Here is a 26,448-nt window from a genome sequence, read left to right as displayed (position 1 = left end):
GGGACGCCCTTCGGTCATGGGAAGAAGGATCGCTCCCGATCGGGACAGTGGCCGTCAAGAGCCCGGCAATGCATGCCGGGGAGAGGCACGTCCGGCCGGACCCACTCAGAAAACCGCGGCGGGTGCCTCGGCATAGCGCGCGACCGACCGGACGCGCTGGGCGCCGGTGCGGGCCATGGGGGTCAGGATCTTGGTCAGCACCTCGGCGGGCACCGGCTTCTGCACAAACACGAACTCCGTGTCGCCCATCTGGTCGGCCGGCGGAACCGTGCCGGACACGATCACAGTGCGGATGCCGAACTGCTCGGAAAGCAGCCGGGCGACCGCAAGGCCCGTCTCGCCATCCGACAGGGTGGTGTCCACCAGGGCGATGTCGATCGGGTAGCTGTGCGCCAGCTCCAGCGCGCCTTGAAGGCAGCGCGCCGGGCCGATCGGAGTGCAACCGGATTCCCAGACGATGTCCTGGAGATCCAGGGCGAAAATCGCATCGTCTTCCACGATCAGAACGTTGGGGGTCGCCATACTACGCGTCTCCGAAGGAAATCGAATGGCAGTTTCGAAATGAAAATCAAATACCTGCCGTTTCTAAGCAACCAACGTGCCAGAGCAGTTCCGGGTTCCCGGATCGGCGCCCGGACTTCACTGGTAGGCTTAAGGAACGGTGTTCCGGGCGGCCTCGGCGGCCAGAAGGTCAAGCTCTGAAGCTCTGGCGCGATGCTATGCCGCCCCGGAAAGCCGGCGAAATGCGACCTAAGGATTAGGTCGAGAGCGACGACAGGATGAAGAGCGCCTCACCACGGTCGCTCCAATCGAGATCAAATCCCTGTTCGGCACAGGGAAGAGACAGGTCCCGCCCTTCGAGAGTGTCAGAAAGAGAGGGGATTACGTCTCCAAAGGCAGGTTTCGTCTGGGGCCGGCGGCCGGTGACGGCCCGGCATTGCGGCCAAGACTCGCCTCGGCTGGTCATGCGCATGGTGAATAGCTGCCATGCCGCATTGCAACAACTGTCCCGTTCGGGGCGAAAGGGGCACGGATCCTGGAGCGCAACCCTGACCATAGGCGGAACGATCGAAGAAGCCCGCACGTTACCGGAGCGACAGCGGACCTCCCGCCGGCGCCTAACCCCAGTGCTCCCCGACCGGAGCCGGCGGGACAGGCCCGTTCCGCGGCGCGGCGCCGGGGAACGGCCGGCGGAGCCGCCTTTCCGAGCGACAGGAGCGGTCATGACAGATGTTGCATCTGAGCCCAACCCGGTGTCCGCACCGCCGGCACCGGCGGTCCAGAACCGGACCCGACGGGGGCTCAGGTCGGGATTGCCCTACCCGCTCGGGGCGACGCCCGACCAGGACGGCACCAATTTCGCCCTCTTCTCCGATCACGCCGAGCGCGTGACCCTCTGCCTCTACGACGACCGCGGCATCCACGAGATCGAGCGGATCGATCTTGAAGAGTGCACCAACGGCGTCTGGCATGCCTACGTGCCGGACGTCTACGAGGGCGCCGTCTATGGCTACCGAGTGGACGGTCCCTGGGCGCCGGAGTACGGCCACCGGTTCAACGCCAACAAGCTGCTGATCGACCCCTATGCCAAGGAATTGGTCGGCGAGCTCGTCTGGGACGACGCCCTCTACGGCTACACCATCGGCGCCGGCCCGGATGCGGATCTCGTCATGGACGGCCGCGACAGCGCCGCCTTCATCCCGAAGGGACGGGTGGTCGCCGACCATCTCGCCCGCCGCAACGCGCCCGGCATCTCCTGGCCGAAGTCCATCATCTACGAGGCCCACGTGCGCGGCCTCACCATGCAGCACCCCGGCGTGCCGGAGAAGCTGCGCGGCACCTTCGCGGGCCTCGGCACCGATCCGGTGATCGAGCACCTGAAGCGCATCGGCGTCACCGTGGTGGAGCTGATGCCGGTCCACGCCTTCGCCCAGGACCGTCACCTCCTGGAGCGCAACCTCACCAACTACTGGGGCTACAACACGCTCTCCTTCTTCGCTCCGGAGGCTCGCTATCTGGCGAGCGGCGACCGCAAGGAGATCCGCGAGACCGTCGACAGGCTGCACCAATCCGGCCTGGAGGTGATCCTCGACGTGGTCTACAACCACACCTGCGAGGGCAACCATCTCGGGCCGACGCTGTCCTGGCGCGGCATCGACAACATGTCCTACTACCGGCTTCTTCCGGACAACAAACGCTACTGCGACGACCTCACGGGCACCGGCAACGCGCTCGACACGAACCACCCGCGCGTGCTGCAGATGATCCTCGACAGCCTGCGCCACTGGGTCGAAGTCCACCATGTGGACGGCTTCCGCTTTGATCTGGCGTTGACATTGGGCCGCCGCCCGGACGGCTTCGACAGCCGCCATCCCTTCTTCCAGGCGATCCTGCAGGATCCGGTGCTCGGCAACCAGAAGCTCATCGCCGAGCCTTGGGACGTCGGCCCCGGCGGCTACCAGCTCGGCAATTTCCCCGCCGGATTCTCCGAGTGGAACGGCGACTACCGCGACGTGGTGCGCGATTTCTGGGCCGGCACCAGCGGCATGCTCGGGGCCTTCGCCACGCGGTTTGCGGCAAGCCAGGACCTCTTCGGCGAGGGCCATCGGCGGCCCTGGTCGAGCGTGAACTTCGTCACCGCCCACGACGGCTACACCCTGCACGACCTGGTCACCTACCAGGACAAGCACAACGACGCGAACGGCGAGGGCAACAACGACGGTCACTCGGACAACCGCAGCTGGAACTGCGGCGTAGAAGGCGAGACCGACGATCCGGAGATCAACGCCCTCCGCGATCGGCAGAAGCGCAACCTCCTCGCCACGCTCTTCCTCAGCCAGGGCGTCCCCATGCTGCTGGCCGGCGACGAGATGGGCAACAGCCAGGGCGGCAACAACAACGCCTACTGCCAGGACAACGAAATCGGCTGGGTGGACTGGTCGAAGAGCGACGAAGACCTCGTCGCCTTCATCCGCACGCTGGCGGACCTGCGCCGTCGCCGCTCGGCCGTCGCCCGGGCGGAATTCCTGACCGGCGATCGCGGCAGCCGCGGCGTGCCGGACGTGACCTGGTTCTCCTCCACGGGCCAGCGCATGACGTCCGACGAGTGGTCGCAGCCGCACGTCAAGTGCCTGTCGGTGCGTCTCGCCCCCGCCCGCCCGCGGGAGCCATCGCTCCTCGTCATGCTGAACGGCGCGCCGGACGGGGTGGAATTCGTCATTCCGCCCAGCAACCAACGCTGGCTCTGCCTCGTCGACACCGCCGACACCTGCCACGAGGACCTGAAGAACGCCGGCGAATCCGTCGTGCTCGCCGGGCGGTCCCTGCGCATCTACGAGGCCGAGATGGCCGTTGCCGATCCGCTGGAGCCGCTCCGCGCCGCCGCAGCCGGTGCCGAGGCCCCTGAGGCGGTCGCGGAGACCGCCGACGGGTCCGACGCGATGGCCGACGCCGATCCCGAGATGTCCCCCGACGATCTGACGCCGACCCCCGAAAAGGAGCCGACCTGATGGCCAATCCAGACCGACCCACGCCCGATGACCTGCGCCGAACCGGTGATCCGAGCCCGGAGGTGAGCCCCACCGAAGCGCGTGGCGGGGCGCCGGCGAACCGGGTCCGCTGGGTCCTCATCGTCGGCATCCCACTGGTGATCATCGGCTTCATCCTGGCCTACATCGGCGCCACGCCGTGAGCCTGAACCGTTGACGACACGACGCCGCCCGGCACAAGCCGGGCGGCGTCACGACCGTTCCGCCCGTGTGGGGCGGGTGCGTTGTCAGGGCCCGGCAGGGGCAGCGGTCCGCCGCGTACTCTTCGCAATCGACGAGGCCACATGGGTGCGATCACCCGCCATGTTCCCATCCTGCGCCGCTTCGCCCGTGCTCTCGCCGGATCCCGCCAGTTCGGCGACACGCTCGTCGGGGAAGCCCTGCGTGCGCTGATCGACGGCAAGGCGCCCGCCGAGGCCGGGAGCGATCCCCGGACGGTCCTTTTCCGCGCCTTCTTCCTGGTGTGGCAGTCGGCCGCCGATCACCTCGCCCAGGCCAGCCACGAGGGGCACGTGGTGGACCGGCGGCTGCAGTCGATGATGCCGATCGACCGGCTGGTCTTTCTTCTCGTCACCATGGAGGGATTCGACGAGGCGGACGTCGCCGCCATCACGGGCTTCGATCTTCGCACGGTCCGTCGGCTGGTAGCCGGTGCAGACGCCACCCTCGCCCGTCAGATGAAGGCACGCGTTCTCATCATCGAGGACGAGTGGCTGATCGCCGGCGACCTGAAGCGCCTCGTCGAGTCGATGGGCCACGGGGTCGTCGGCATGGCGACCCGGCGCGATACGGCGATCGCCCAGGCGTCGATCCTGAAGCCAGACCTGATCCTGTCCGACGTCCAGCTTGACGACTGCCGTGATGGCCTCGAGGCGGTGGAGACCATTCTGCAGACGTTCGATGTGCCGGTCGTGTTCGTCACCGGGCACAGCGATCGGCTGCTCACCGGGGTCGGTTCGGAACCCACCTACGTGGTCGGCAAGCCGTTCTACGAGGACGCGCTGAAAGCGGTCATCGCCCAGGCCGTGTTCTTCCGCACGACCGGTCCCGTGGCGGCGGACTGATCGGGCTGACACCGCGCTGGGTTCACGCGATTGGCAGGAACAAACCTTCCGGTTGCCGGCTTGTTTGCGCAGCGCCCCAGAGCGCTGGGATCGGAAAGGAACAAGCTGATGAAGACCATTTCTTCCGTTTCGGCCATCGCGGTCCTTGCCGCCTTCGGCCTCGGTACCGCCGTGGCGCAGGACACCGGCACGTCCACCGGCACCATGCAGCCGCAGATCGAGACGAACACCGACACCACCCCGCCGGCGACCACCACGACGCCGGAGATGACCACGCCGGCTCCGACCACGGGCACGAGCGACACCGGCACCATGGGCGACACCGCCGCAATGCCGACCACCAGCACCACGCCGCAGTTCGTCGAGATGCAGATGGACGGCCAGTGGCTGGCGTCCGACCTCATGGGCGCGGAAATTCGCGGTTCCGGCGATGAGGAGATCGGCGATGTCAGCGACGTGCTGATCGGCGACGACGGCTCGCCGAGCGCGGTGGTGATCGGCGTCGGCGGCTTCCTCGGCATCGGCGAGAAGAACGTCGCCGTCCCGTTCGATCGCCTGACCGTCAACACGGAAGCCGACGACGTGGACGACGTGCGCATCGTGCTGGAGACCACCAAGGAAGAGCTCGAGGGCGCGCCGGCCTTCCGCTCTCTGGAAGATGCTAACGCCCAGGCCGATGCCTCCGGCACCACGGAAGGCGTCACGCCGTCCACCGGTGCCACCGGCGGCATGACCGGCGGCGCGGACACCTCGACCCCGCCGGCCCAGCCGCAGCAGTAAGGTCCGGGCAACCGGCCCTGTCCGTCCACAGGGAGCGCCCCGACCCCATCGGGGCGCTTTTTCATGCCGATGACCGTCAGCCGCAGCCTCGCGCCGGTCAAGCTGCTGACACGCGGTCGGAGCCCGCGCGGGTGCCGATGGGGCGATGATCCGGTGCCGGAGACCGTGCGTACACGACGGGACGGAGATTGACGCGATGACGCTGCCCGACGAACCCGAACCGGCCGACGTGACCCTGCTCGACACGGCGCAGGCCGAGATCGGCGCCGGTCTGCGGGCACTGTTCGATCCCGTGTTGCAGGAGAAACTGCCGGCGAACCTCGCGGTCCTTGCCGAGACGCTGGAAGACAGGTTGGACGCGGGAGGCGAAAAGCACCCGGAATCTGTCATGCCCCCCGGTGTCCTCCCGTCGTCTCCCGCCACGGACGCCTGAGCAGTCCGCCAAAGGTCATACCCCTTTGGGGTCGATCGCGCGGTAAGCTGCCGAAAATGGCGGGATTGCGACCGCCGGAAATCGGGTGGGGGCGGAAAGCCAGGTGAAGGGGAGGGTGTCGTTCAGGCGGCGATGCCGCGGGCCGGCTCGTTGTCTTCCAGAAGCTCCGTGGGAGTCTCGGCCTCCAGGAAGGTCAGCATGCGGTTTCGTGCCCGATTGAGGCGACTCTTGATGGTCCCCACGGCGCAGCCGCAGATCACCGCCGCCTCCTCGTAGCTGATCCCGAGCACACCGATCATCACCAGAACTTCGCGCTGGTCCGCCGGCAGCCGTTCGAGCGCCTCGCGAAGCTCCAGTCCCCGCAACGACCATTCCTGGCTCGGCAACAGCATGCAGGTCTCCGACACGCAGCCGGCCGCGCCCGGGTGTTCCCGGTTGGAGATTTTCACGCTGGTGTAGAAGGTGTTCCGCAGGATGGTGAACAGCCACGATTTCAGCGACGTACCGGGTTGGAACCGGTGCGCGTTGGCAATCCCCTTCATCAGGGTTTCCTGCACCAGGTCGTCGGCGTCGGTCGGATTGCGGACGAGCGTTCGGGCAAAGGCGCGCAGAGCCGGAATGAGGGCGGCGATCGCACCTTTGGCGTCCCATGTCTCGTCGGTCATCGCGCTTCCACCTGCCTGTCGATGGTTCTGTCGTCCCGCGACGGACCGTCACGGGCGGGGGAACCCGGCGCGAACTTCCGGCCCGCCTGCTCCGATAACGCTTCCTTCACGGGATCGTTCCTTCACCGGACCGGAATACCGCCGACGACAAAAGCCCGGCGGAAGCTGTCAGCTCCCCGCCGGGCGATCGCGATCGTGTGCCGCGTTGGATCAGGCGGCGCGGCTCTGCTGCAGGTAGCGCTCCGTCACCATGCCGATGTTCTGGTCGAACCAGGCGGCGGTGGCTTCCTCCTCGCGAAGGCTTTCCGTCAGGAGGCGAACCGCGTCCTGGTCGCCGACCCGTTCGGCCATCAGGATCAGCGACTTGTAGGAGGCGATCTCGTAGGCTTCGAACGCCAGATCGGCGAACGTGTTCTTCAGCACCTCGTCCTCGGCCGGCGCATGGCCAAGGGCCGCCAGGTTGCCCATGAAGGACATCACCGCGTCCTTGATGCTGGAGTGGCTCTCGCCGTAACGGGCCAGGATGGTGTCCAGGCGCTCCACCTGCCGGTTCGTCTCTTCCTTGTGCTGTCGCAACCGGGCGATCACCTCAGGATAGTCGGTCATGCGCTCAAGCTGGCGGTCCATGATCTGCAGGGCCTGCTTCTCCAGGCCGTGGGCATTGCGCAGTCCCACCACAAAGGTGTCACGGATAGTCGTATTGTCGGTTGCCATCGGGCCATCTCCGGCACGTGTTTCGCTGCGGATCCAACACCGGGCAGGTCCATCGGTTCCTGACAACCTTGTCGGGAACCATCAGGCTGACGGCGCGTATCCCCGGCAGGCGCGCGCAGGCCCTTCCTGCCGGGTCGCGGCCCTCTGGATCGTCGGTTGAAGGAATGAGCATGGCGAAGCTGCGCGTCAGGATCGAAGAGATGGAATACCGCCCCGAGGAGAGGACGCTCTGCATCCTGGCGACCGACGAGTATCACGAGATCGTCACCATCGAGATCAGCCCGGTCTACCCACGCCAACTCGCCGCGGATCTGGAGTTCGTCTCCCGCCACCCGAATGCCCGCGTGGTGGTGGAGGAGCCCGAGGGCGGCCGCGGTGGCCCGGCATCCGCGGACGGAACGAAGTAGGCGCCGGCTCCGTTTTCCCCCCGAGATATCCAACAACGAGAATTGACGGGGAGGCACGACGTCCATGGCCGGACCGAACGACAGCCACGGTAAAGCGACGCCGGAGGAGGAGGCGCACCGCCTTGCCCGCGACCCGGCGGACGTGGAGGGTCTGCAACCGGAGAAACGTCCCGACCACGATGCAGCCGAGGAGGCTGGCGTGCGCTCCGAGGAGAGCGGCAAGCCCTACACCACCGAACGGGAGGCCTACGGCAACCCGGTGGTGGACTCCCCGACCGACCCGGACCAGCGCCGAGACGCCACCGAGGGCGCCGATCTGCGCAAAGCACCCTGACGGACCCGGACGGTCCGGCCCGTTGGCCGGAGCGCATCACCACCGGACTGGCGCCCGTCGCGGGGTGGCCCTCAAGGAGATTGCGATGTCCATCGATGACCGACGCGGACGCGATGGCCTGAAGGGCCGCACCGACGCGAGCCCCGGCACAACGGCCGCCCCCGGCACCACTGGCGTGGCGGGTGCTCCCTACGGCAACCAGAACGATCCCGCGGATTTCGCCTACGGCGAACCGCACGGCCCCCGTCCGCCCCACTTCGACGTGCTTCCGAAAGCGGAGATCGATGCGCCTCCTGCCGAGCGCAGAGCGGCCGCCGTGCCGCAGCCCCGCTACGAGGGAGCCGAGCGGGTCGAGGGCGCCTATGCGAGCGGCATGACCACCCCGGAGACCTTCCGGACCACGGGCGATCAGATGCCCGCCGAGGTTCGCCGCGACCTGCCGGAGTTCCGGCGAGAGGCCGATGCGACGCGTTCGGACGATGATCGCTCGGACAGATCGGAGGGTGCCCATGACGGCCGGACCGACCGGTAACGGCTGGCCGCCGGATATCGAGGGCGCGATCACCGCGCACCGCAAGATCCTGCAGGTCCTGGTCGCCCTGATGGCCGAACACACCGGGCGGGGCGCCGATCTCGTCGGCGAGATCGAACAGCACCTCGGCTATCAGGACCACCAGGAAGACCCCGGCGTCGAACCGGACGCCGCGTTCGCGGTCGAACGGGCGGCCGACGGAGAGGTCCATCGCCTGCTCCGGACGGTGCGCGACATGATCGCGGCGGCCGACCGGCCATCGAACGATACGCCGAGCAGTGTCGCCTGAAGCGAACCGGCAACAGGCCGGCGACCACCGGGTCCCCGAGGGGCCGGGTGGTCGCCGCATGTCTCAGATCCGGCCGAGCAAGGCCAGGATGATGACGATGATCAGAATGAGCCCGATGATCCCGCCCGGACCGTAGCCCCAGCCGCGGCTGTAGCCCCAGCTCGGAATGGCGCCGATCAGAAGGAGGATCAGGATGATGATCAGGATGGTCGAGAGCGTCATGGTGAGTGTCCTCAGGCAGCAATGGACCGGACACGCCCTGCGCGGCATGGGGCTGTACGGCAGCGCACCCGGTTCCGCTCAACCGTCACGGTCCCGCTTTTGTTCCTGAAGACTGGCCGCTTCGCTCCAGCCCATGCCCATTCGCGCCTCTTGATGAACAAAGAACCGAGCCGTGCCGCAATGCGGCAAGTCCGCGCCCGAGGGATTGGCACAGGGGGCGAAACCCGGAACAATACGGAGACGGCCGGGTTCCGTTGCAACTGATTCTGCGGGAGATGCATCCATGGTCGACGATACCGAACGACGCGTCCGGGAGAAGGCCTACGAGCTCTGGGTGGCCGAAGGCCAGCCGGAGGGTCGCGCCGACGCCCACTGGACCGAAGCGCGCGAGATCATCGCTCTCGAAGATTCCAATGCGACCACGCTGATACCTCTCGAAGACAGCCTCGGCGACGGTGCCGAACCGGCGCTGGCCGTCGAGAACCAGGGGGAATTCCCCGACATTCGCGATCAGGGCGACGGGCCGGCCGCGCCGTCCTACGATGCGGCGCGCGATGCTCGCGACACGTCCGAACTGACCGTCGAAGACGCGCCCAAGGCGCCGAAACGGAAGGGCAAGACGGTTGGCGCGGAGGGCACCACGGAGACGCCCGCACCGACCAAGCCCAAAGGGCGGCGCAAGGCGGTGGAAGCCACCTGACCATCTGCCCCGTCCGCTTTGTTGAAAGCCGCCGAACGCGCTTCGGCGGCTTTTTGCTGTCGCGCCCGATCAGGCTCGGTCTCTGCAAGCGGCCCCAGCCGCCCGGCCTTTCTGGCCGTCGAAACACGCGGGGGTGCTGCTGGGGGCAGGTCGGACCTGCGGGAGATCGATAGTTTTCTGTATTTCCGTCCCAACAGCCGATGCTTCAATGCGCCAGTGCTGCGATCGGTGCTTCTCCTTCGTCAAAACGAACAAACAAACACGCATGGGGAAAGTCGTCATCACAAAGTCTCGGCGCAATAACGCTTCCCTATATTCAACGGCAAACGGTCAAGCTGCAGCTGAAGCCTGATTCTACACTGAACCACATGGTCTCTACGGGGAACAAAGCCGTCTAGATGGTGTTCCAGATTGGAGCTGTCGCCAAGTGGCTCATCAGGAGATGATCGGTGGAGATGCACCATGGCTGAAGACCAGAGGAAGTCGAACCGCGGTTTCGCGGCGATGGACGACGAGAAGCAGCGCGAAATCGCCCGCAAGGGTGGCGAGAGCGTGCCGCATGCGAAGCGATCCTTCTCGCAGGATCGGTCCCTCGCCGCCGAGGCGGGCCGGAAGGGTGGTCAGAGCGTGCCGAACGAAAAGCGCTCCTTCTCGCAGGATCGTGAACTGGCCGCCGCCGCCGGCCGCAAGGGTGGCCAGAGCGTGCCCGGGGAGAAGCGGTCCTTCGCGCGGGATCATTCGCTGGCCGCCGCGGCGGGCCGCAAGGGCGGCCAGGCTTCGCACGGTCCAGGCCGCGGCGAAGGCGAGCCCGCGCATCCCAAAGAGGACACCCGCCGCACCGCTGCCGCCCGGGCCGACGCGGAGACCCGCACGGAAGAGGCCGGCTTCACCAAGGCGCGGACACGGGCTGCGGCTCCGCGCAAGGGGGCTCACGTCACCCACTGAGGACGCATGCCGGCCTGACGCCCTCGCCAGGTCGCGCAACCCTTGCCCGACGCGAACCTTGCGCGGGTCGCCAGCGAAACAGTCGGGGGTGCGCGCCGAACCCGGTCTGCCACCGACCCGGGTGACGGATCCGTCGAGCCGAACGGACCGCCTCAACACCGGCGACGGTCCGGCGGCCGGCCGAATCGGGTCCGTGTGGGAACGGAAGGCGGGAGCGCGTTGTTTTCCTCCTGCCACACCTTTCAACCGAGGATGTCCTATGACCACCAGCACCGACCGGGAAGCCCGCATTCGCGAACGGGCGCACCGGATCTGGGAAAGCGAAGGCCGGCCGGACGATCGGGCCAGCGTGCATTGGAGCATCGCCGCCCGCATCGTCGACGAAGAAGACGCCGCCCAAGGGGCACCGGCGCCCGACGCGGTGGACGAGGGCAGCGAGGAAAGCTTCCCGGCGAGCGATCCGCTCGCCATCGTGCAGCCGATCACCAGCGTCCGGTCCGACGATCCGCCGGCCGCGGCCAACGACGCCATCCCGCCCGCCGGCCGCAAGCGCCGGCGCTGATCCGACGCGAAGACGTGTCCGCCCGGACCCGGCGTGGCGTGCCCACCGCCGGTCGTCGTTTCCCCTGCCCATTCGTTCCCGTGTTTCGACTGAGCCGCCCGGCATCCGTGCCGGGCGGCCGTCATCCGTAGCGGGCGACCGAGAGGTCGTCGACCGGAATGGCCGGCGTCCGCCCCGTCACCATGTCGGCGAGCACACGGCCTGAGCCGCAGGCCATGGTCCAGCCGAGCGTGCCATGGCCGGTGTTGAGGCTGAGGTTGCGCAAGCGCGTGGGACCGATCACCGGCGTGCCGTCCGGCGTCATCGGCCGAAGACCCGACCAGAAGCTCGCCGCCGCCCGGTCGCCGCCCTCCGGGAACAGGTCGCCCACGGATTTCTCCAGCGTTGCCCGGCGCTTGGGGTCGAGCTTGTCATTGTAGCCGGAAAGTTCTGCCGTGCCGCCGACCCGGATCCGGTCGCCGAGCCGGGTGATCGCCACCTTGTAGGTCTCGTCCATCACCGTGGAGATGGGCGCCAGTTGCGAGTTGGTGATCGGAATGGTGAGCGAATAGCCCTTCACCGGATAGACCGGCACCTTGATGCCGAGCGCCTTCAGCATCAGCGGCGAATAGCTGCCGAGCGCCGCCACGTAGGCGTCGGCGGTGACGAGGCCGCTGGTGGTGTCGACGCCCGTGACCCGGTCCCCCTCGGTGCGGATCCCGCGGATGAGCGTGCCATACCGGAAGTCGACGCCCTTCTCGGCGGCAAGATGCGCCAGCCGCTGGGTGAACATGTGGCAGTCGCCGGTCTCGTCTCCCGGCAGGCGCAGGCCGCCGACCAGGAGGTCGCGCACACGGCCGAGCGCCGGCTCGGCGCCGATGCAGCCGGCCGCGTCCAGCACCTGGAACGGCACACCCATCTCCTTCAGCACCCGCACATCCTCGCCGATGCCTTCGAGCTGCTTCTGCGTCCGGAACACCTGGAGCGTGCCGAGCGTGCGCTCGTCGTAGGCGATCCCGGTCTCCGCCCGAATCGCCTGCAGCATGTCGCGGCTGTAGTTGGCGACGCGCATCATCCGGGTCTTGTTCACGTGGTAGCGCGCGGTGGTGCAGTTGCGCAGCATCTGCAGCATCCAGCGCCACTGGGCCGGATCCCACTGCGGCCGGATGACCAGGGGGCCGTGCTCCATCATCAGCCATTTGACGGCCTTCGCCGGCACGCCCGGCCCGGCCCAGGGAGACGAGTAGCCGGGCGAGATCTCGCCCGCGTTGGCGTAGGAGGTTTCCAGGCCGGCGCCGGGCTGGCGCTCGATCACCGTCACCTCGCAGCCGGCCTTCATCAGATACCACGCGGTCGTCACGCCGATGACGCCGCCCCCCAGAACCGCGATCTTCACGCCTCTACTCCTCGACCGCCGAACGTCCGCCGGACGCGGTGACAGGACCGTCGCCGCACTGCACTCTTTGTGCAGCGTTTGGGCCTCGCGGATCAACCGTCCGATGGCATGTCGGCGTGGAATGTCGGGATCGTCGCCGCCGGATGGCGTTGAGGCGGATCCGTTGGCGGCTTATGGTCCCCTCCCGAAGCCGCCCTGCCGCCGATCGCGCGGGCTGTCAGCGCCCGAAGCCGGGCGAACGCCGGAAGAGATGAGACCGATGAGCACCACCGCCCCCGCCGTAAAGGCGCGAATCGCCGCCTTGATCGCCGCGGAGATCGGCTGCCGGCCCGCCCAGGTGGACGCCACCGTGGCCCTTCTGGACGACGGCGCGACCGTCCCCTTCGTCGCCCGCTACCGCAAGGAGGCGACCGGCGGCCTCGACGACACGCAGCTGCGCAAGCTGGAGGAGCGGCTGACCTATCTCCGCGACCTGGAGGCCCGGCGGGCGAGCGTGCTTTCGTCGATCGACGGCCAGGGCAAGCTGACCGGGGACTTGGCGGCCAGGATCGCCGCGGCCTCCACCAAGGCGGAGCTGGAGGACCTCTATCTCCCGTTCAAGCCCAAGCGCCGCACCAAGGCGGAGATCGCCCGCGAGAAGGGCCTCGGTCCGCTCGCCGCGGCCCTCCTCGCCGACCGGAGCCTGATGCCCCAGGAGGCCGCCGCCGCCTATCTTGGCGAGGCGGTGCCGGACGTGAAGGCCGCCCTCGATGGCGCCCGCGACATCCTCGCCGAACAGTTCGCCGAGAACGCCGATCTCGTCGGCCAGCTTCGCGCCGACATGCAGGGCCGCGCCGTGCTGCGGGCGAAGGTGGTGGCCGGCAAGGAGGAGGCCGGCGCCAAGTTCGCCGACTATTTCGACCACAAGGAGCGCTGGTCGCAGGTGCCGAGCCACCGGGCGCTCGCCATGCTGCGCGGCCGCAACGAGGAGGTGCTCTCCCTCGACCTGGAGATGGACGCGGACGACCCCGCGCCGATCAAGCCGGTGGAACAGCGCATCCTCGCCGCCTACGGCATCGCCCATCCGGCGCGCCGCCCGGCCGACGCCTTCCTCACCGACGTCGCGCGCTGGACCTGGCGGGTCAAGCTGTCGCTGCATCTCTCGGTGGAGCTGATGAACACCCTGCGCGAACGGGCGGAGGTGGAGGCCATCCGGGTGTTCGCCCGCAATCTCAAGGACCTGCTGCTCGCCGCGCCGGCCGGGTCGCGCACCACCATGGGCCTCGATCCCGGCATCCGCACAGGCGTGAAGGTGGCCGTGGTGGATGGCACCGGCAAGCTCCTCGACACCGCCACCGTGTATCCCTTCCAGCCGCGCAACGACGTCACCGGCGCGCTCGCCGAACTGGGGCGGCTCGCCCGCAAGCACAAGGTGGAGCTGATCGCCATCGGCAACGGCACCGCCAGCCGGGAGACGGATCGGCTTGCGGCCGCGTTGCTCGACGCCCTGCCGGCGCCCAAGCCCGTGAAGGTGGTGGTGAGCGAGGCCGGCGCCTCGGTCTATTCGGCCTCCGAGACGGCCGCGGCGGAATTTCCCGGCCTCGACGTGTCGCTGCGCGGCGCCGTCTCCATTGCCCGCCGCCTGCAGGATCCGCTGGCCGAACTGGTCAAGATCGACCCGAAGGCGATCGGCGTCGGCCAGTACCAGCACGACGTCGATCAGGCGCGCCTCGCCAAGGCGCTCGACGCGGTGGTGGAGGACGCGGTGAACGGCGTCGGGGTGGACCTCAACACGGCGTCCGCGCCGCTGCTCGCCCGGGTGTCGGGGCTTGGCGCGGCGCTGGCCGAGGCGATCGTGCGGCATCGGGACGGGACCGGGCCGTTCCGCACCCGCAAGGCCCTCCTCGACGTGCCGCGCCTCGGTGCCCGAACCTTCGAGCTCGCGGCGGGCTTCCTGCGCATCCCGAATGGCGACGAGCCGCTCGACGCCTCGTCGGTGCATCCGGAAGCCTATGGGCTTGCCAAGAAGATCGTCGCCGCCTGCGGGCGCGACGTGCGCAGCCTGATGGGCGACAGCGCCGCCCTGAAGAGCCTCAACCCGGCCGTCTTCGTGGACGACCGTTTCGGCCTGCCGACCGTCCGCGACATTCTCGCCGAGCTGGAGAAGCCCGGCCGCGATCCGCGCCCGGAATTCCGCACGGCCAGCTTCGCGGAGGGGGTGGAGGAGATCGGCGACCTGAAGCCCGGCATGGTGCTGGAAGGGACGGTCACCAACGTGGCGGCCTTCGGCGCCTTCGTGGACGTCGGCGTTCACCAGGACGGCCTCGTCCACGTGAGCCAGCTTGCCGACAAGTTCGTCAAGGATCCGCACACGGTGGTGAAGGCCGGCGACGTGGTGTCCGTGCGGGTAGTGGAGGTCGACGTGAAGCGCAAGCGCATCGCCCTCTCCATGCGCAAGGACGACGGCCGCGCCGCCGACGGGGCGCCCCGTCGTCCGGAGCAGGCCGAAGCGCGCACAGGTGGGCGCGGCGGCCGCGACGACCTTCGGAGCGCCGGTCCCGGCCGCGGCGCGTCACCCCGCGACGGCAAGGCCGGCGCGGCGAACGGCGCCTTGGCGGCCGCCCTGGCGGCGGCTCTCAAGGGCAAATAGGCGGGCTGCCCGGCCGCGACGTGCCGGCCTGGCCCTCCGGTATCGCGGAGGCGGAACCGGGTGGCCGCCGCCGCACCGGACATGAGAAACCCCGACGCCGAGGCGCCGGGGTTTCCGAGCCGGCAGCCCGGTCGAGGGAAACCGGGCATCCGACCTTGGACCCTGGCCCCGGTCGGGGACACCGTTTTGACGGGCCAGGGTCGTCTGATCTTGAATACGTCCCCGCCCGCCCTTCGGTTTGATCCGGGCGACCGCCGTCAGGTCGCACCCGGTGTCGCACCCTCCAGCCGGGCGATCATGGCGGCGGCGAAGGCGATCTCGTCGTCGTTGATCGTGTGCCCCATTCCCGGGTAGATGCGCTCGGTCACGGCCCCGCCGAGGGCGGAGAGAATGCGGGCGCTGGCGTGCACCCGCTCCACCGGGATGTGGAAATCCACGTCGCTGCAGCCGAGGAAGACCGGCGTGCCCTCAAGGTCGCCGTCCCGGCCCTCGATTTCCGCGTCGCTGCCGATCAGCCCGCCGGAGAAGCCGATCACCGCCCCGTAGCGGCGCGGGTGGCGGGCGGCGAACTCCAGCGCCAGACAGGCGCCCTGGCTGAAGCCGGCGATCGCCAGCCGCTCGTACGGGATCCCGGCCTCGACGAGACCCTTGGCGAGGTCCTCCACCACCCCGAGGGCGGAGGAGAGGTGCGGCTCGTTGGCGGCTGTCGGCACCAGGAAGCGCTCAGGATACCAGACGTTGCCGGTCGCCTCCGGGGCCACGTAGGCGACCGTCTTTCCGCCGAGCGGGTCGGCGAGGGAGAGGATGTCCGGCGCGTTGGCGCCGCGGCCGTGGATCAGGATCACGGCGGCGGCGGCCTCGTCCGGCCGGGTGCCGCGGGCGAAGATGCGCACGCCGGCGTGCGGACCCTGCCGCGGGTTGCCGGTTTTCGTGGTCGAAGTCATGGCGTCGATCCCTTCGGCAAGGCCGTCAGAGCGGCTTCAGGTTCCGTTCGATGGCGGCCCGCTTGGGCTCCAGGAAAGGCGGCAGCGACAGGCGCTCGCCGAGGCTCTCGGCCGGCTCGTCGGCGGCAAAGCCCGGGATGTCGGTGGCGATCTCGAACAGCACCCCGTTCGGCTCGCGGAAGTAGAGCGAGCGGAAATAGTAGCGCTCCACCTCGCCGCTGGACGGCACCCGGAAGCCCTGCACCCGCTCGGTCCAGGCCCGCAGGCCGTCGTAGTCCGGCGTGCGGAAGGCCACATGGTGCACCCCGCCGGCGCCCTCGCGGCCGGGCGCCGCCGCCGGGTCGACCGCCACGTGCAGCTCCGCCGCCGCGCCGCCGGGACCCATCTGGAAGACGATCACCTGCCGGTTCGGATCGACCGGGTCGGCATAGTCCCGCACCGGTTCCATGTTCATCACGTGCATCAGCACGGCCGCCGTCGGCTTCAGGTCCGGCACGCTCATGGTGATCGGCCCGAGGCCGCGGATCTGGTGCTCCGCCGGGATCGGGCTCTTCGCCCACGGGTGAGCCTCGCCGACGCCGCCATCATCCACCAGGGCCAGCCGCTGGCCTTCCGGGTCCTCGAACACCAGGGTGGCGCGGCCGTCCACGACGATCACGTCGCCAGTGACGACACCGGCCGCCCTCAGGTGGTCGCGCCAGAAGGGCAGGGCGTCACCCGTCACCCGGAGGGCGGTGCGCGCCACCTGGTGGGTGCCGCGGCGGGACGGCGGGGCCGGCCAGTCGAAAAAGGTGATGTCAGAGCCGGGCGTCGCGGCGCCGTCCCCGTAGAAGAGATGATAGGCGCTGGTGTCGTCCTGGTTGACGGTCTTCTTCACGAGCCGCATGCCGAGCACGTGCGTGTAGAAGCGCAGGTTCCCGGGCGCGTCGGCCGTGATGGCCGTCAGGTGGTGGATGCCGCCAAGGGCGAGGGCGTCGTCTGCGGTGGTGCTGGTCATGGCTGATGGCCTTCCCGCGTGGGGGTTTCGTGTGTCCCCGATATCGGACTGCGGCCGGCCGGAGCAATGGGCCGGAAGGGTGCCGCACTGTTCACGCACATCGAACGACGGCGCCGGCGCTAATCCGTGCGGGTCACGTCCGCCACCACGGCCCTATGGTCGGATGCCTTCCATGGAATGTCCACCGCCAAGGGCGTCGCCCGGAAGTGGCGCGTCAGGAAGATCCTGTCGAGGGCGAACAGCGGAAAGCGCGACGGGAAGGTGCGGCCGGTGACGACCGACGGGAACCGGTCCGCCATGGCCCGGCCGACCGGCCCGGGGTTCAGCCAGTCGTTGAAGTCGCCGAGCGCGATGGTCGGCCCGTCGTCCGGCCCCAGGGCGTCGATCAGGCGCGCGATCTGATCGGCCCGCTCGCCGCGGGTAAGGCCGAGATGTGTCGCCAGTATCCGCACCGGCCCGTCCGGCGTCGCCACGGTGGCGTCGATCGCCCGGCGCGGTTCGCGCGACCGGTAGGCGAGGTCGACGATCCGGTTGAGGGTGAGCGGCCAGCGGGAAAGAAGCGCGATGCCGTACTCCCGCGATGGCCCGCTCATGGTGTAGGTCTCGAACCGGTGCACGCCGGCCTGTTCGCCGAGAAGGTCGAGAAGGTGCACCGGATCGCCCCAGCGGGGCCGGATGTCCACCTCCTGCACGGCGAAGATATCCGGCCGGGCAAGGCCCACCGCATTGGCGACGCGGCGCGTGTCGCGGCGGAAGTCGCAGCCGATGCAGCTGTGGATGTTCCAGGTCATCACCCGCATGGGCCGAACGGTCTCAACGATTGGAGAGCCGCGACAGGACCCGTTGAAGGCCCCACGACACGGCGAGCCAGAACAGCGACAGCCCCACCAGAATGGCGATGTCGGTGCTCGTCGGGTTGGTGGCCACCCGGGCGATCTGGCCGCCGAGCGGGGCGATCACCATGAAGCCGGGGGCGAGCCCGATCAAGGTGCCGATGGCGTAGTCGCGCAGGCGGATGTGGCTCGCCCCCGCCATCAGGTTGACGATGGTGAAGGGGGCGACCGGCATCATCCGGATCGCCGCCACGGCGAAGATCCCCTTGTCGCGGATGCGCCGGCCGACCCGGGCGAACTTCGGCCCGAGGATGTGGTCGATGGTGCCCTTGCCCACGGTGGCGCCGATCGCGTAGGTGAGGAGCGCGCTCGCCAGGGTGCCGACCGCCGCGTAGAAGAGGCCGAGCACCGTGCCGAAGGTCATCGCCGTGACGATGATGGCGATGTTGATCGGAAACGCGAAAAGGCCGAGCACCATGTAGGCGACGATCACGTAGATCGGCGCCAGCGGGTCGCCGTTGAGCTCCTCGGCGGCCGCCCGGAGCGTGGCGACGTCGGTGTATTCGCGCAGCGGCGTGATCCGCCAGATCAGCACCAGTCCGGCCGTGACGGCGCAGAGCGCGAGCAGCCTGGAATAGCCTGACAGGGTGCGGCGTACCGGCTTCGGCTCGGCGACGGTGGTCACCAGGGTGTCGGCGTCGATCGGCCGGTCCGGATCGGCGATCGCCACCACGGCCGCCGGCGCGTCCTCCCTGCCGTGCGGCGTGTCGTCGATGGGGGCGAGGCGCCGCTCGGGGCTTTCAAGGCGCGGCATGGCACCGAGCAGCGAGCCGGCCGCCGCGACCGTCGCCGCCACCCGGTCGGGCGCGGCGGCATAATGTTCGCCGATCAGACTGTCGCGCAGGCGTGTCACGGTGGCTCTGTCCTCCGGGGTCTCGGCGAAGATCAACAGGTCGAGTTCGCTGTCCGATCCCATCGACCGGTTGTTGAGATTGGCGGAGCCGACCCGGAGCAGCCGGTCGTCCACGATGGTCACCTTGGCGTGCACCATCACGTCGACGCAGGTGCCTTCCAGGCTGACCTCCGGATGGACCAGGCGCACCCGGCGGGCGACGCCGGCGTCCTCGAACACTTTCATGAAGGCCAGCCGGCCGCCCCCCATGGTGCGGGCCTCCAGCCAGGTCTGGTAGGTCTTCGGGCCGACGAGCAGCACCTCCAGGTCGGGCTTCTCCAGCATGCGGGCGGCGATCGTCTCGGCGATCGGTGTGGCGGTCAGGAACTGGTTCTCAATGTAGAGCGTGCGCTCGGCGGTGCGCACCATGGCGTCGAACAGCGCCGCCACCTCTCGCACCTCCTCGGCCTCGCCGTGCTGCGGCTCCGTGCGCGAGAGCGCGACCTGGATGTCGGCGAAGTCCGCCGTCACGTGGTCCGGCCAGGCGGTGCCGACGCGGGGCGGCGGCTCTGGCAGGGCCTCGCAGCGCGCCCGCAGCCAGCGGATGCGTGCCAGATCGCCGACGGCTCGGGCGACGTCGCCCTCCACCATCAGCTGCACGTCGTGAAACGGGCGGTAGGGCTTGTTGGCCGGGTCCACCCGGAAGGCGTGCTCGAACGGGTGGTCCGGTGTGTCCCAGCGGCGGATGGTGAGGTCGATGCCGCCGACGAAGGCGAGCGTTCCGTCCACCACGACGAGCTTCTGGTGGTGCGACGAGCCGAACGGGATGCAGTCGTCCAGGCAGAAGCGGATCCGCTCCGGCGTCGACCAGCCGAGGACCAGCGAGGAGAACATCTCCCGCTCGGCGGCAAAGAGGACGGAGAAGTCCCAGAGCAGGATGTGCACCTGAAGCGCCGGCCGGTCCGCCACCAGGGCCGACAGGAAGGCGCCGAGCGCCACCGGGTAGCCGTCGTCGGCGGTCCCGCTCGGACCCACCAGGGGCGTGCGGCTGTCGATGTCCCAGCCGACGATGACAATCTGATGCTCCGCCTTCAGCATGGCGGCGCGCAGCGCCCCGTAGTAGGGGGCCGCGTCCCGCAGCATGGCTGCCCGTGTCGCGGTCTCGGTCCGCCAGATTCCCGCAAGCGCCAACTCGCTCGTCACATGAGCACCGGTTTTTCAAGTGGAAGGATCGGAGGGATGACGCGCAACCAGCTACCCCGGTTCCTTCACGGCCAAGCTCACGGCATCACGAAGCGCTGATCCGGCGCGCCAGGGTCAGGCCACATGCGCCGCCTTCCCGGCCGCCGGTCGCCGGCGCCCGGCCTTCGGGGCTTCCGCCGCGGCCGCACGGCGGGCGATTTCGATCCGCTCCGACAGGAAGGTGAGCACCGCCTGCTCGTAGGGCTCGAGGGTGCCTTCCGCCTCGGCCTCGGCGGCGACCTGCTCCTCGATGGCGAGGGCGAGCGCGCCCTCCTCGAAGGCCGTCAGGACCTCCGGATGGACATAGGACTTGCGGCAGACGGACGGGGTGTTGCCGAGCTTGGCCGACACCTCAACGATGGCCTGCCGGAGCGCCTTGCGGGTGGCGGTCTTGGTCTCGGGCCGCTCGGACCCGGCGAGTGCCAGCGCCGCCTGCACGGTGCCGGCCCAGGTGCGGAAGTCCTTGGCGGTCACGTCCTTGCCGGTGATCTCCTTCAGGTACGCGTTGACGTCGGCGCTGTCGACGGCCTGCAGCCGGCCGTCCTCGTCCAGGTACTGGAACAGCCGCTGGCCCGGCAGTTCCTGGCAGGTGCGCAGGATCCGGGCGATGCGCCGGTCGCTCACGCGCAGCCGCCACTCCTTGCCGCTCTTGCCCTTGAAGCAGAAACGGATCGCCTGACCTTCCACCGCCACGTGGCGGCAGCGCAGCGTGGTGAGGCCGAAGCTCTTGTTCTCGCGTGCATAGTCCTCGTTGCCGATGCGGATCAGCGTGGTCTCCAGGAGACGCACCACCGTCGCCAGGATCTTTTCGCGCGAGAGCGACCGCCTGCGGAGGTCCGCCAAGGTCCGTGCCCGGATCTGCGGCAGCACCGAGGCGAACTCCAGAAGGTGCTCGAACTTCACCGCCTCGCGCTGGAGCGAGAAGGCTGGATGGTAGCGGTACTGCTTGCGCCCCTTCTGGTCGCGCCCGGTCGCCTGCAGGTGGCTGGTCGGATCCTGGCTGATCCAGACGTCGGTCCAGGCCGGCGGGATCACCAGCTTGCGGATCCGGTCGAGCACCGCCCGGTCCTTCACCGTCTGGCCGTCCGGCGCCCGGTAGGTGAATCCCTTGCCGGAGCGCCGGCGGCGGATGCCGGGCGCCTCGTCGCTGCCGAAGCTGAGGCCGATGGCCTTGAGGACGTCCGGGATACCGGTCGTTTCCACCGCCTCGGGACGGTCATGCATGGCCATCGATGTTCGCCTTCCGGGTCACCCACCATCAGGTTTCCTCAACGAGCAGGGGCGTCCGGCGTTCCCGCCGAGCCCGCGCGGAATGCGCGCGGAATTTTTTCGGTTCGCCACAGAACCGAAGGGCCTCATGATGCGTTATCACGCGGGTCGCCGCGTCGGTCGGTGCCCCCACCGCCGTTTTTTCAGATCGAGACTTCGGGCGAAGCGCCGGACGCCCACGAGCCGGCCAGCCGGAAAGAGTTTAACGTATGCAGGGTCTTGCCGGTTCTAGGATTCTCGTCGTCGAGGACGAGGCGCTGATCGCGATGGCGCTCGAGGACATTCTCCTCGACCTCGGATGCGAAGTGATAGGTCCAGTGTCCACCGTGAACGCGGCCCTCGACATGGCCGCCAGCGAGCGCCTCGACGGGGCGCTGCTCGACATCAACGTGCGCGGCACGCTGGTCTATCCAGTGGCCGAGGCCCTCATCGAACGGGGCGTGCCCGTCGTCCTCTGCTCCGGCTACGCCCTGACCTCGGCGATCCCGGCGCCCTACGACAAGCTTCCCCAGATCGCCAAGCCCTACAATCCGAGCGCGCTTCGCGACACCCTCAACGTGGTGTTCGCCGGCGGCAAGGCCGCCTGACGGCAGAGCCCTCCATGTCAGGGCCTGTTGAGGACCGGGGCCTCGCTCAGTGCAGCCGGGGCGGCGTCTCGATCGGCATGCAGAGCCGGCAGACGACGCCGGTCGGCCGGAAGTCCAGGGTGCTTTCACCGTCGAACTCATAGGTGATGGCGCGCTGGATCAACGTGGAGCCGAAGCCCCGCTCCCGCGGCGGCATGACCGGTGGTCCGCCCGCCTCCTCCCAGGAGAAGCTCACGCAGCGCCGGCCGCCCGTGGTCTCGGCGCGCCAGCGGACCGTGACCGTCCCGTCCGGCACGCTGAGCGCGCCGAACTTGACGGCGTTCGTGGCCAGTTCGTGGACGATCAGGTTCAGCGTCAGCGCGTGTCCGGGCGGAATGGCGACCGGCTCGCCGTTAAGGTCCACCGCGTCGCGCCGCTCCGAGAAGGGCGCGAGGGCGGCCTTCAGGATGTCGCGGATGTCCACCTCGCTCCAGTGCACCTTGAACAGAAGCGCGTGGGCGGCCGACAGGGTCTCGATCCGCCCCATGAAGACCGGCATGAAGCTGTCGAGGTCGCCCGCCTTCGCGGCGGTCTGCTGGGCGATGGCCACAACGGTGGCCAGGGTGTTCTTCACCCGGTGGCTGAGCTCGGCGACCAGGAGGCGCGTCCGCTCCTCCGCCAGCCGTCGCTCGCGGAGCGTCGCCGCCTCCTTGAGCGCTCGCCCGACGGCGGCCGGCAGCCGGTGCATGCGCTGCTTCAGCACATAGTCGGTCGCCCCGCGTTTCAGGGTCTCGGTCGCGGTCTCCTCGCCGAACATGCCGGAGATGAAGATGAAGGGCGTGTCCGGCACCCGCGCCTGCGCCATGGTGAGGGCGCTCAGGCCGTCGAACGCCGGCAGCGCATAGTCCGACAGGATGAGGTCGAAGCCGCCGCTGTCGAGCGCATCGGCGAACTCGTCACGGGTGACCACACGCTCGATCAGGCACGGAAACGGCGCTTTGGTGAGGTGCTCGCCGATCAGTTCGGCATCGAACGAACTGTCCTCCAGAAGCAGGATGCGAACGGTCATCACCATCAACTTTCGATCAGTCCTCGGTCGAACCGGAAGGCGGCGGACGTCAGGGTCCCCGGCCAGCCTCAGACCTCGTCGCGCGCCACGCCGGACAGGCGGTGCGGCGGCGGCTCGTTGAGGATCGCCCAGAACACGCCGATGTCCTGGATGGCTTCGAGGAAGGCCTGGAAGCCCACCGGCTTCACCACGAAGGCGTTGACGCCGAGCCGGTAGCTGGTGACGAGGTCCCGCTCCTCCCGCGACGAGGTGAGCATCACGACCGGGATCTGCCGCAGATGCGGATCGTTCTTGATCGCCTCCAGCACCTCCAGGCCGTCCACGCGCGGCAGTTTCAAGTCGAGGAGCACGACGGAGGGCTCGCCGGTGTTGCGGCCCTCGAAGGTGCCGCGGGCGTGCAGGTAGTCGAGGGCTTCCACCCCGTCGCGCACCACGTCGATCGCGTTGGCGAGCTGGCATTTGGCAAGGGCCGCGAGTGTCAGCTCGATGTCCTTGGGGCTGTCCTCCACCAGGAGGATGGGACGAAGGGTCGACGACATCAGGCGTCTCCCCGCGTCGCGGCGCCGGGGCCGGCCGGCAGACTGAAGGTGAAAGTGGCGCCCTTGCCGATCTCGCCGAAGGCGAGCGTGCGTCCGCCGTGCCGGTCGACGATCCGACGGACGAGCGCAAGCCCGATGCCGGTGCCCTCGAACGCTTCGGCGCGGTTCAACCGCTGGAATACCTGAAACAGCTTGTCCGCATAGGTCATGTCGAAGCCTATACCGTTGTCTTCAATTTCAAAGATGGTCTCCGCCCCGTTCTCGCCGACCGTCTGGCGCCCCCGCACGGCGATCTCCGCCGGCTCCTTGCCGCGGGTGTATTTCACCGCGTTGCCGATCAGGTTGAACACGACCTGGCGAATGAGAGAGGCATCGCCTGTCGCCGGCGGCAGCGGGTCGATCCGCCATGTGATCGGCCGGTCGCGGGTCTCGAAGGCGAGCGAGCGCACCACCTCGGCGACCAGCCTGTCCATGTCGATGCTGACCGGCAGGATCTGCACCCGGCCGAGCTGGGAGAAGTGGAGGAGGTCGTCGACGAGCTTGCCGGCGGTCTGGGCCGACTCGGTGATGTTGGCGAGATAGTGCCGGCCCTTGTCGTCGAACTGCGGCCCGTAGCGCTCGGACAGCAGTTCCGCGTAGCCGACGATATGCCGGAAGGGCGCCCGGAGGTCGTGGGAGATCGAATAGGAGAAGGCCTCCAACTCCCGGTTGGAGCGCTGCAGGTCCTCGGTCAGGGCCGCGAGCTCCTCGGCCCGCTTCAGCACGATCTCCACCACGGCCTGGCGCAGGCTTCGGGCCGCGTCGATCTCGGCCGGCGTCCAGGGCCGCGACGTCGCGCGGACCGTCTGGCGCCACGCCTCGAACGATTTGCGCGGGCTGATGCGGGTGTCCGGGCCGATCGGCTCGAACTGCTTGCGCGGGTCGCCGCCCCAGGTGACGGTGCGCACGACCTCGCTGCGGAACCACAGGATGTGGCTGGCGTGCACGCGCGACAGCGAGACGGCGACGACGCCGCTCGCCACATCGGCGAACGCCTCCGCGCCGGGCATCTCCTCCACGAGCGAGGCGGTGGCGAAGAGGTCTTCGCCGCCGCGGCTCATGAGCCAGCCGATGATGCGCTGCACCTGCCAGGGATCCGGCGTCGCGCCGACCCGGACCACCTTGCCCTCGTGCACGATCGCCGCCCCTTCGGCGCGGGTGAGGCCGAGAAGCGCGTCCGGCGCGCTCTCCAGGCCGGCGGTGAAATCGGTCGCGCGCGCCATCGCGGTCAGAAGGCGCGCGTGCGAGGCCTGCACGGTCACCCGGTCGGCCGCATCCCCGTGCACGTCCTCCACGGCGATCCGCATGGCGAGGATCTGGGCCACCAGATCGCACGTCGCCCGGATGGCGGGCGGTACCACCTTGGCAAGCCGGTTGTGACAGGCGATGAGCCCCCAGAGCCGCCCTTCGGTGAGGATGGACACCGACATGGACGCCGCCGTGCCCATGTTGCGCATGTACTCCACATGCACGGGCGACACGCTGCGCAGCACGGCGTTGGAGAGGTCGATCGGCTCCGGCCAGCGGCCGAGGATGGGCACCGGCGCGTAGTCCGCGTCCGGGATCTGACGCACCCGGTTCCGCCGGTAGAGGTCGCGGGCCTGGGCCGGAATGTCGCTCGCCGGGAAGCGGAGGTCCATGTAGGAGGGCAGGGTGTCGTTCCGGTCCTCGGCGATGACCGTGCCCGACCACGTCTCGTCGAAGCGGTAGATCAGCACCCGGTCGAAGCCGCAGACGGCGCGGATGACCGCCGCCACGTCCGCGAAGGCCTCGCCCGCGCGCCTCGTCTGCTGCAGGCGTCCGACGAGGGCAGCGACCGGGTCATCCGCGGCCTCGGGCGATGGGGAGTCGGGCTCGATCGTCTCCAGTTCCAACAGCGTGAGACCGCCGCTGCGGTGGGCAAGCACATCGAAGACCGCCCCCCTCTCCGTGCGCGCGGCATCGGATCCGCTGTTCGGCCGCCCGAACCGCACGGGCCCGAGGCGGACGGCCCGATCCGCCGGGATCGGACCCATGAGGGCGTCGAGGTGCGCCGGGTCGAGACCCTCGAACACCGCTTCCAGCGGGCGCCCGCAGGCGTCCGACACGGGGCCGCCGATCAGCGGCGCCGCGTTGGCGCTCGCTGCCTCCACGATCCGACCGTCCGCAAGGGCGAACAGGACGCCGTGCGGCTGGATCGAGCCCGGGAGGTGGATGGGCTCGCGGTCGCAGGTGGTCAGATCAGGGCGGTTGTCGGTCGGCACGGCTGGCCTTCCTCGCTGTCTTGGGCGCCGAGGCGATCGACGGTCTCGGCGGGTGCGTCGATCCAAGCGATCATCCGGCGAAAGGTTTCGGCCGCCGCCGCGAGGATCGCCACGTCCGCGGCCGGACCGGAGGCGGCCCCGAGCCGCGCCCGGAACGTCTGCCACATGGGCCCGGTGGCGGTGCCGTAGGACTGCAGGTAGGCGGCGCCGGTCTCCGGCGTCAGGCCGAAGCGCTGCTCCAGCAGGCGGGCGATGACCATGCCGCCGAGGGTCGATCCCTCCAGCACGTACATCACCCCGAGGGCGGCCGGTCCCTCCACCGAGGGCAGGCGTTCCGCGACGGGCAGCCGATCGGCATCGATGCAGAAGTGCGCCAGGTCCTTGCGGAGCCATGGGGTCTTCCGGCGCGGCGCAAAGAAGCCCTCGTCGGCAAGCGACGCCCCGAGCCGGTCCTCCAGGGGCTTCACAATGCCGTGAAATCGCGCCAGGAGGCGGACGTAGCGAGCCAGGGTCAGGTCGGGCGAGTCGAATCCGGTGACGGACTCGATCTCACGGTGCAACGCCCTCGTGTCGTCGCGAAGCCGGGTCAGGATCATGGGGAGGCGGGTCCCCGCCG

28 protein-coding genes are annotated in these 26,448 nt (G+C 69.1%); 14 read left to right on the top strand and 14 right to left on the bottom strand.

The window, feature by feature from the left end:
* Positions 1–105: 105 nt before the first annotated feature.
* A complete protein-coding gene (locus BUQ68_RS15105; RefSeq protein WP_075216829.1) occupies positions 106–522 on the bottom strand; it encodes a response regulator in 417 nt (138 codons plus the stop codon).
* A 791-nt stretch (positions 523–1,313) separates the two neighbouring features.
* Between BUQ68_RS15105 and glgX the strand changes: the two genes are divergently transcribed.
* From glgX to BUQ68_RS15080, 5 genes are all read left to right on the top strand, one after another.
* Entirely contained in the window at positions 1,314–3,509 is a 2,196-nt protein-coding gene (gene glgX / locus BUQ68_RS15100; RefSeq protein ID WP_075216828.1) for a glycogen debranching protein GlgX, read from the top strand.
* Positions 3,509–3,691: a hypothetical protein gene (locus tag BUQ68_RS24010; protein WP_075216827.1), complete on the top strand. Its 183-nt coding sequence runs from the start codon at positions 3,509–3,511 to the stop codon at positions 3,689–3,691. The genes glgX and BUQ68_RS24010 overlap by 1 nt, the downstream gene beginning before the upstream one ends.
* A 141-nt stretch (positions 3,692–3,832) precedes the next feature.
* Positions 3,833–4,612, top strand: coding sequence for a PhyR family response regulator anti-anti-sigma factor (locus tag BUQ68_RS15090; RefSeq protein WP_075216826.1), 780 nt, complete (start codon positions 3,833–3,835; stop codon positions 4,610–4,612).
* Positions 4,613–4,720: 108 nt separating this feature from the next.
* A complete protein-coding gene (locus BUQ68_RS15085) occupies positions 4,721–5,392 on the top strand; it encodes a PRC-barrel domain-containing protein (RefSeq protein ID WP_075216825.1) in 672 nt (223 codons plus the stop codon).
* A gap of 196 nt (positions 5,393–5,588) precedes the next feature.
* On the top strand, positions 5,589–5,825 hold the full coding sequence (locus BUQ68_RS15080; RefSeq protein WP_139315251.1) for a hypothetical protein: 237 nt from the start codon (positions 5,589–5,591) through the stop codon (positions 5,823–5,825).
* Between the two features lie 122 nt (positions 5,826–5,947).
* Here the strand turns inward: BUQ68_RS15080 and BUQ68_RS15075 are convergent, their stop codons facing one another.
* Positions 5,948–6,490, bottom strand: a complete 543-nt coding sequence (locus BUQ68_RS15075; RefSeq protein WP_075216823.1) for a sigma-70 family RNA polymerase sigma factor — start codon at positions 6,488–6,490, stop codon at positions 5,948–5,950.
* Positions 6,491–6,700: 210 nt separating this feature from the next.
* Positions 6,701–7,204 (bottom strand): ferritin-like domain-containing protein, encoded by a 504-nt coding sequence (locus BUQ68_RS15070; protein WP_075216822.1) that lies wholly within the window; start codon positions 7,202–7,204, stop codon positions 6,701–6,703.
* A gap of 170 nt (positions 7,205–7,374) precedes the next feature.
* Here BUQ68_RS15070 and BUQ68_RS15065 point away from each other — a divergent pair, with 170 nt between their 5' ends.
* From BUQ68_RS15065 to BUQ68_RS15050, 4 genes are all read left to right on the top strand, one after another.
* A complete protein-coding gene (locus BUQ68_RS15065) occupies positions 7,375–7,611 on the top strand; it encodes a hypothetical protein (RefSeq protein ID WP_075216821.1) in 237 nt (78 codons plus the stop codon).
* Positions 7,612–7,675: 64 nt separating this feature from the next.
* Positions 7,676–7,945: a hypothetical protein gene (locus BUQ68_RS15060; RefSeq protein ID WP_075216820.1), complete on the top strand. Its 270-nt coding sequence runs from the start codon at positions 7,676–7,678 to the stop codon at positions 7,943–7,945.
* An 85-nt stretch (positions 7,946–8,030) separates the two neighbouring features.
* Positions 8,031–8,477, top strand: a complete 447-nt coding sequence (locus BUQ68_RS15055; protein ID WP_075216819.1) for a hypothetical protein — start codon at positions 8,031–8,033, stop codon at positions 8,475–8,477.
* Positions 8,455–8,766, top strand: coding sequence for a hypothetical protein (locus BUQ68_RS15050; protein ID WP_075216818.1), 312 nt, complete (start codon positions 8,455–8,457; stop codon positions 8,764–8,766). The genes BUQ68_RS15055 and BUQ68_RS15050 overlap by 23 nt, the downstream gene beginning before the upstream one ends.
* Positions 8,767–8,829: 63 nt before the next feature.
* On the opposite strand, the gene BUQ68_RS15045 is transcribed toward BUQ68_RS15050, so the two are convergent.
* Positions 8,830–8,988 (bottom strand): DUF3309 family protein, encoded by a 159-nt coding sequence (locus BUQ68_RS15045; RefSeq protein ID WP_075216817.1) that lies wholly within the window; start codon positions 8,986–8,988, stop codon positions 8,830–8,832.
* Positions 8,989–9,271: 283 nt separating this feature from the next.
* On the opposite strand from BUQ68_RS15045, the gene BUQ68_RS15040 reads away from it, so the two are divergent.
* The 3 genes from BUQ68_RS15040 (at position 9,272) to BUQ68_RS15025 (ending at position 11,195) form a co-directional block, all read left to right on the top strand.
* Positions 9,272–9,688 carry a DUF2934 domain-containing protein gene (locus BUQ68_RS15040; protein ID WP_075216816.1) on the top strand — a complete coding sequence of 139 codons (417 nt, stop codon included), beginning with the start codon at positions 9,272–9,274 and terminating at the stop codon, positions 9,686–9,688.
* Between the two features lie 462 nt (positions 9,689–10,150).
* Positions 10,151–10,633 (top strand): con-10 family general stress protein, encoded by a 483-nt coding sequence (locus tag BUQ68_RS22905; RefSeq protein WP_083656603.1) that lies wholly within the window; start codon positions 10,151–10,153, stop codon positions 10,631–10,633.
* A 259-nt stretch (positions 10,634–10,892) separates the two neighbouring features.
* Positions 10,893–11,195: a DUF2934 domain-containing protein gene (locus BUQ68_RS15025; protein ID WP_075216815.1), complete on the top strand. Its 303-nt coding sequence runs from the start codon at positions 10,893–10,895 to the stop codon at positions 11,193–11,195.
* Positions 11,196–11,316: 121 nt separating this feature from the next.
* Here BUQ68_RS15025 and BUQ68_RS15020 read toward each other — a convergent pair whose 3' ends face one another.
* Positions 11,317–12,570 carry a D-amino acid dehydrogenase gene (locus BUQ68_RS15020; RefSeq protein WP_245293269.1) on the bottom strand — a complete coding sequence of 418 codons (1,254 nt, stop codon included), beginning with the start codon at positions 12,568–12,570 and terminating at the stop codon, positions 11,317–11,319.
* Positions 12,571–12,829: 259 nt separating this feature from the next.
* Here BUQ68_RS15020 and BUQ68_RS15015 point away from each other — a divergent pair, with 259 nt between their 5' ends.
* Entirely contained in the window at positions 12,830–15,199 is a 2,370-nt protein-coding gene (locus BUQ68_RS15015; RefSeq protein WP_075216814.1) for a Tex family protein, read from the top strand.
* 257 nt (positions 15,200–15,456) lie between these two features.
* On the opposite strand, the gene BUQ68_RS15010 is transcribed toward BUQ68_RS15015, so the two are convergent.
* The 5 genes from BUQ68_RS15010 to BUQ68_RS14990 form a co-directional block, all read right to left on the bottom strand.
* Positions 15,457–16,143, bottom strand: coding sequence for an alpha/beta hydrolase (locus BUQ68_RS15010; protein ID WP_075216813.1), 687 nt, complete (start codon positions 16,141–16,143; stop codon positions 15,457–15,459).
* Between the two features lie 25 nt (positions 16,144–16,168).
* Complete coding sequence (locus tag BUQ68_RS15005; RefSeq protein WP_075216812.1) at positions 16,169–17,140, bottom strand: ring-cleaving dioxygenase; 972 nt, start codon at positions 17,138–17,140, stop codon at positions 16,169–16,171.
* Between the two features lie 119 nt (positions 17,141–17,259).
* Positions 17,260–17,940 (bottom strand): endonuclease/exonuclease/phosphatase family protein, encoded by a 681-nt coding sequence (locus BUQ68_RS15000; RefSeq protein ID WP_075216811.1) that lies wholly within the window; start codon positions 17,938–17,940, stop codon positions 17,260–17,262.
* A 13-nt stretch (positions 17,941–17,953) separates the two neighbouring features.
* Positions 17,954–20,008 carry a VTT domain-containing protein gene (locus BUQ68_RS14995; RefSeq protein ID WP_083656602.1) on the bottom strand — a complete coding sequence of 685 codons (2,055 nt, stop codon included), beginning with the start codon at positions 20,006–20,008 and terminating at the stop codon, positions 17,954–17,956.
* Between the two features lie 174 nt (positions 20,009–20,182).
* Positions 20,183–21,331, bottom strand: a complete 1,149-nt coding sequence (locus tag BUQ68_RS14990; RefSeq protein WP_083656624.1) for a DNA topoisomerase IB — start codon at positions 21,329–21,331, stop codon at positions 20,183–20,185.
* Between the two features lie 254 nt (positions 21,332–21,585).
* Here BUQ68_RS14990 and BUQ68_RS14985 point away from each other — a divergent pair, with 254 nt between their 5' ends.
* Entirely contained in the window at positions 21,586–21,963 is a 378-nt protein-coding gene (locus BUQ68_RS14985; RefSeq protein ID WP_075216808.1) for a response regulator, read from the top strand.
* Positions 21,964–22,009: 46 nt separating this feature from the next.
* Here BUQ68_RS14985 and BUQ68_RS14980 read toward each other — a convergent pair whose 3' ends face one another.
* The 4 genes from BUQ68_RS14980 to BUQ68_RS14965 form a co-directional block, all read right to left on the bottom strand.
* Entirely contained in the window at positions 22,010–23,011 is a 1,002-nt protein-coding gene (locus BUQ68_RS14980; protein WP_075216922.1) for a sensor histidine kinase, read from the bottom strand.
* 68 nt (positions 23,012–23,079) lie between these two features.
* On the bottom strand, positions 23,080–23,550 hold the full coding sequence (locus BUQ68_RS14975; RefSeq protein ID WP_075216807.1) for a response regulator: 471 nt from the start codon (positions 23,548–23,550) through the stop codon (positions 23,080–23,082).
* Positions 23,550–25,832, bottom strand: a complete 2,283-nt coding sequence (locus BUQ68_RS14970) for an ATP-binding protein (protein ID WP_075216806.1) — start codon at positions 25,830–25,832, stop codon at positions 23,550–23,552. Before BUQ68_RS14970 ends, BUQ68_RS14975 begins: the two co-directional genes overlap by 1 nt.
* Positions 25,805–26,428, bottom strand: a complete 624-nt coding sequence (locus BUQ68_RS14965) for a biliverdin-producing heme oxygenase (RefSeq protein ID WP_075216805.1) — start codon at positions 26,426–26,428, stop codon at positions 25,805–25,807. Before BUQ68_RS14965 ends, BUQ68_RS14970 begins: the two co-directional genes overlap by 28 nt.
* Positions 26,429–26,448: the final 20 nt, after the last annotated feature.

The sequence above is a fragment of the Mongoliimonas terrestris genome (assembly GCF_001927285.1).
In the GTDB taxonomy this organism is placed as follows: Bacteria; Pseudomonadota; Alphaproteobacteria; order Rhizobiales; family Pleomorphomonadaceae; genus Chthonobacter; species Chthonobacter terrestris.
The sequence above is the reverse complement of the archived record's forward strand: the minus strand, read 5'-3'. Positions and strand labels throughout refer to the sequence as shown.

Coding starts and splice junctions, on each gene's coding strand:
- BUQ68_RS22905 (WP_083656603.1), top strand. CDS start 10,151: ATGGCTGAAGACCAGAGGAAGTCGAACCGCGGTTTCGCGGCGATGGAC.
- BUQ68_RS24010 (WP_075216827.1), top strand. CDS start 3,509: ATGGCCAATCCAGACCGACCCACGCCCGATGACCTGCGCCGAACCGGT.
- BUQ68_RS15070 (WP_075216822.1), bottom strand. CDS start 7,204: ATGGCAACCGACAATACGACTATCCGTGACACCTTTGTGGTGGGACTG.
- BUQ68_RS15050 (WP_075216818.1), top strand. CDS start 8,455: ATGACGGCCGGACCGACCGGTAACGGCTGGCCGCCGGATATCGAGGGC.
- BUQ68_RS15080 (WP_139315251.1), top strand. CDS start 5,589: ATGACGCTGCCCGACGAACCCGAACCGGCCGACGTGACCCTGCTCGAC.
- BUQ68_RS15040 (WP_075216816.1), top strand. CDS start 9,272: ATGGTCGACGATACCGAACGACGCGTCCGGGAGAAGGCCTACGAGCTC.
- BUQ68_RS15045 (WP_075216817.1), bottom strand. CDS start 8,988: ATGACGCTCTCGACCATCCTGATCATCATCCTGATCCTCCTTCTGATC.
- BUQ68_RS15065 (WP_075216821.1), top strand. CDS start 7,375: ATGGCGAAGCTGCGCGTCAGGATCGAAGAGATGGAATACCGCCCCGAG.
- BUQ68_RS14980 (WP_075216922.1), bottom strand. CDS start 23,011: ATGACCGTTCGCATCCTGCTTCTGGAGGACAGTTCGTTCGATGCCGAA.
- BUQ68_RS14965 (WP_075216805.1), bottom strand. CDS start 26,428: ATGATCCTGACCCGGCTTCGCGACGACACGAGGGCGTTGCACCGTGAG.
- BUQ68_RS15010 (WP_075216813.1), bottom strand. CDS start 16,143: ATGACTTCGACCACGAAAACCGGCAACCCGCGGCAGGGTCCGCACGCC.
- BUQ68_RS15105 (WP_075216829.1), bottom strand. CDS start 522: ATGGCGACCCCCAACGTTCTGATCGTGGAAGACGATGCGATTTTCGCC.
- BUQ68_RS15015 (WP_075216814.1), top strand. CDS start 12,830: ATGAGCACCACCGCCCCCGCCGTAAAGGCGCGAATCGCCGCCTTGATC.
- BUQ68_RS14990 (WP_083656624.1), bottom strand. CDS start 21,331: ATGCATGACCGTCCCGAGGCGGTGGAAACGACCGGTATCCCGGACGTC.
- BUQ68_RS15055 (WP_075216819.1), top strand. CDS start 8,031: ATGTCCATCGATGACCGACGCGGACGCGATGGCCTGAAGGGCCGCACC.
- BUQ68_RS15000 (WP_075216811.1), bottom strand. CDS start 17,940: ATGCGGGTGATGACCTGGAACATCCACAGCTGCATCGGCTGCGACTTC.
- BUQ68_RS15005 (WP_075216812.1), bottom strand. CDS start 17,140: ATGACCAGCACCACCGCAGACGACGCCCTCGCCCTTGGCGGCATCCAC.
- BUQ68_RS15075 (WP_075216823.1), bottom strand. CDS start 6,490: ATGACCGACGAGACATGGGACGCCAAAGGTGCGATCGCCGCCCTCATT.
- BUQ68_RS15025 (WP_075216815.1), top strand. CDS start 10,893: ATGACCACCAGCACCGACCGGGAAGCCCGCATTCGCGAACGGGCGCAC.
- BUQ68_RS14995 (WP_083656602.1), bottom strand. CDS start 20,008: ATGCTGCGGGACGCGGCCCCCTACTACGGGGCGCTGCGCGCCGCCATG.
- BUQ68_RS15085 (WP_075216825.1), top strand. CDS start 4,721: ATGAAGACCATTTCTTCCGTTTCGGCCATCGCGGTCCTTGCCGCCTTC.
- BUQ68_RS14985 (WP_075216808.1), top strand. CDS start 21,586: ATGCAGGGTCTTGCCGGTTCTAGGATTCTCGTCGTCGAGGACGAGGCG.
- BUQ68_RS15060 (WP_075216820.1), top strand. CDS start 7,676: ATGGCCGGACCGAACGACAGCCACGGTAAAGCGACGCCGGAGGAGGAG.
- BUQ68_RS14975 (WP_075216807.1), bottom strand. CDS start 23,550: ATGTCGTCGACCCTTCGTCCCATCCTCCTGGTGGAGGACAGCCCCAAG.
- BUQ68_RS15090 (WP_075216826.1), top strand. CDS start 3,833: ATGGGTGCGATCACCCGCCATGTTCCCATCCTGCGCCGCTTCGCCCGT.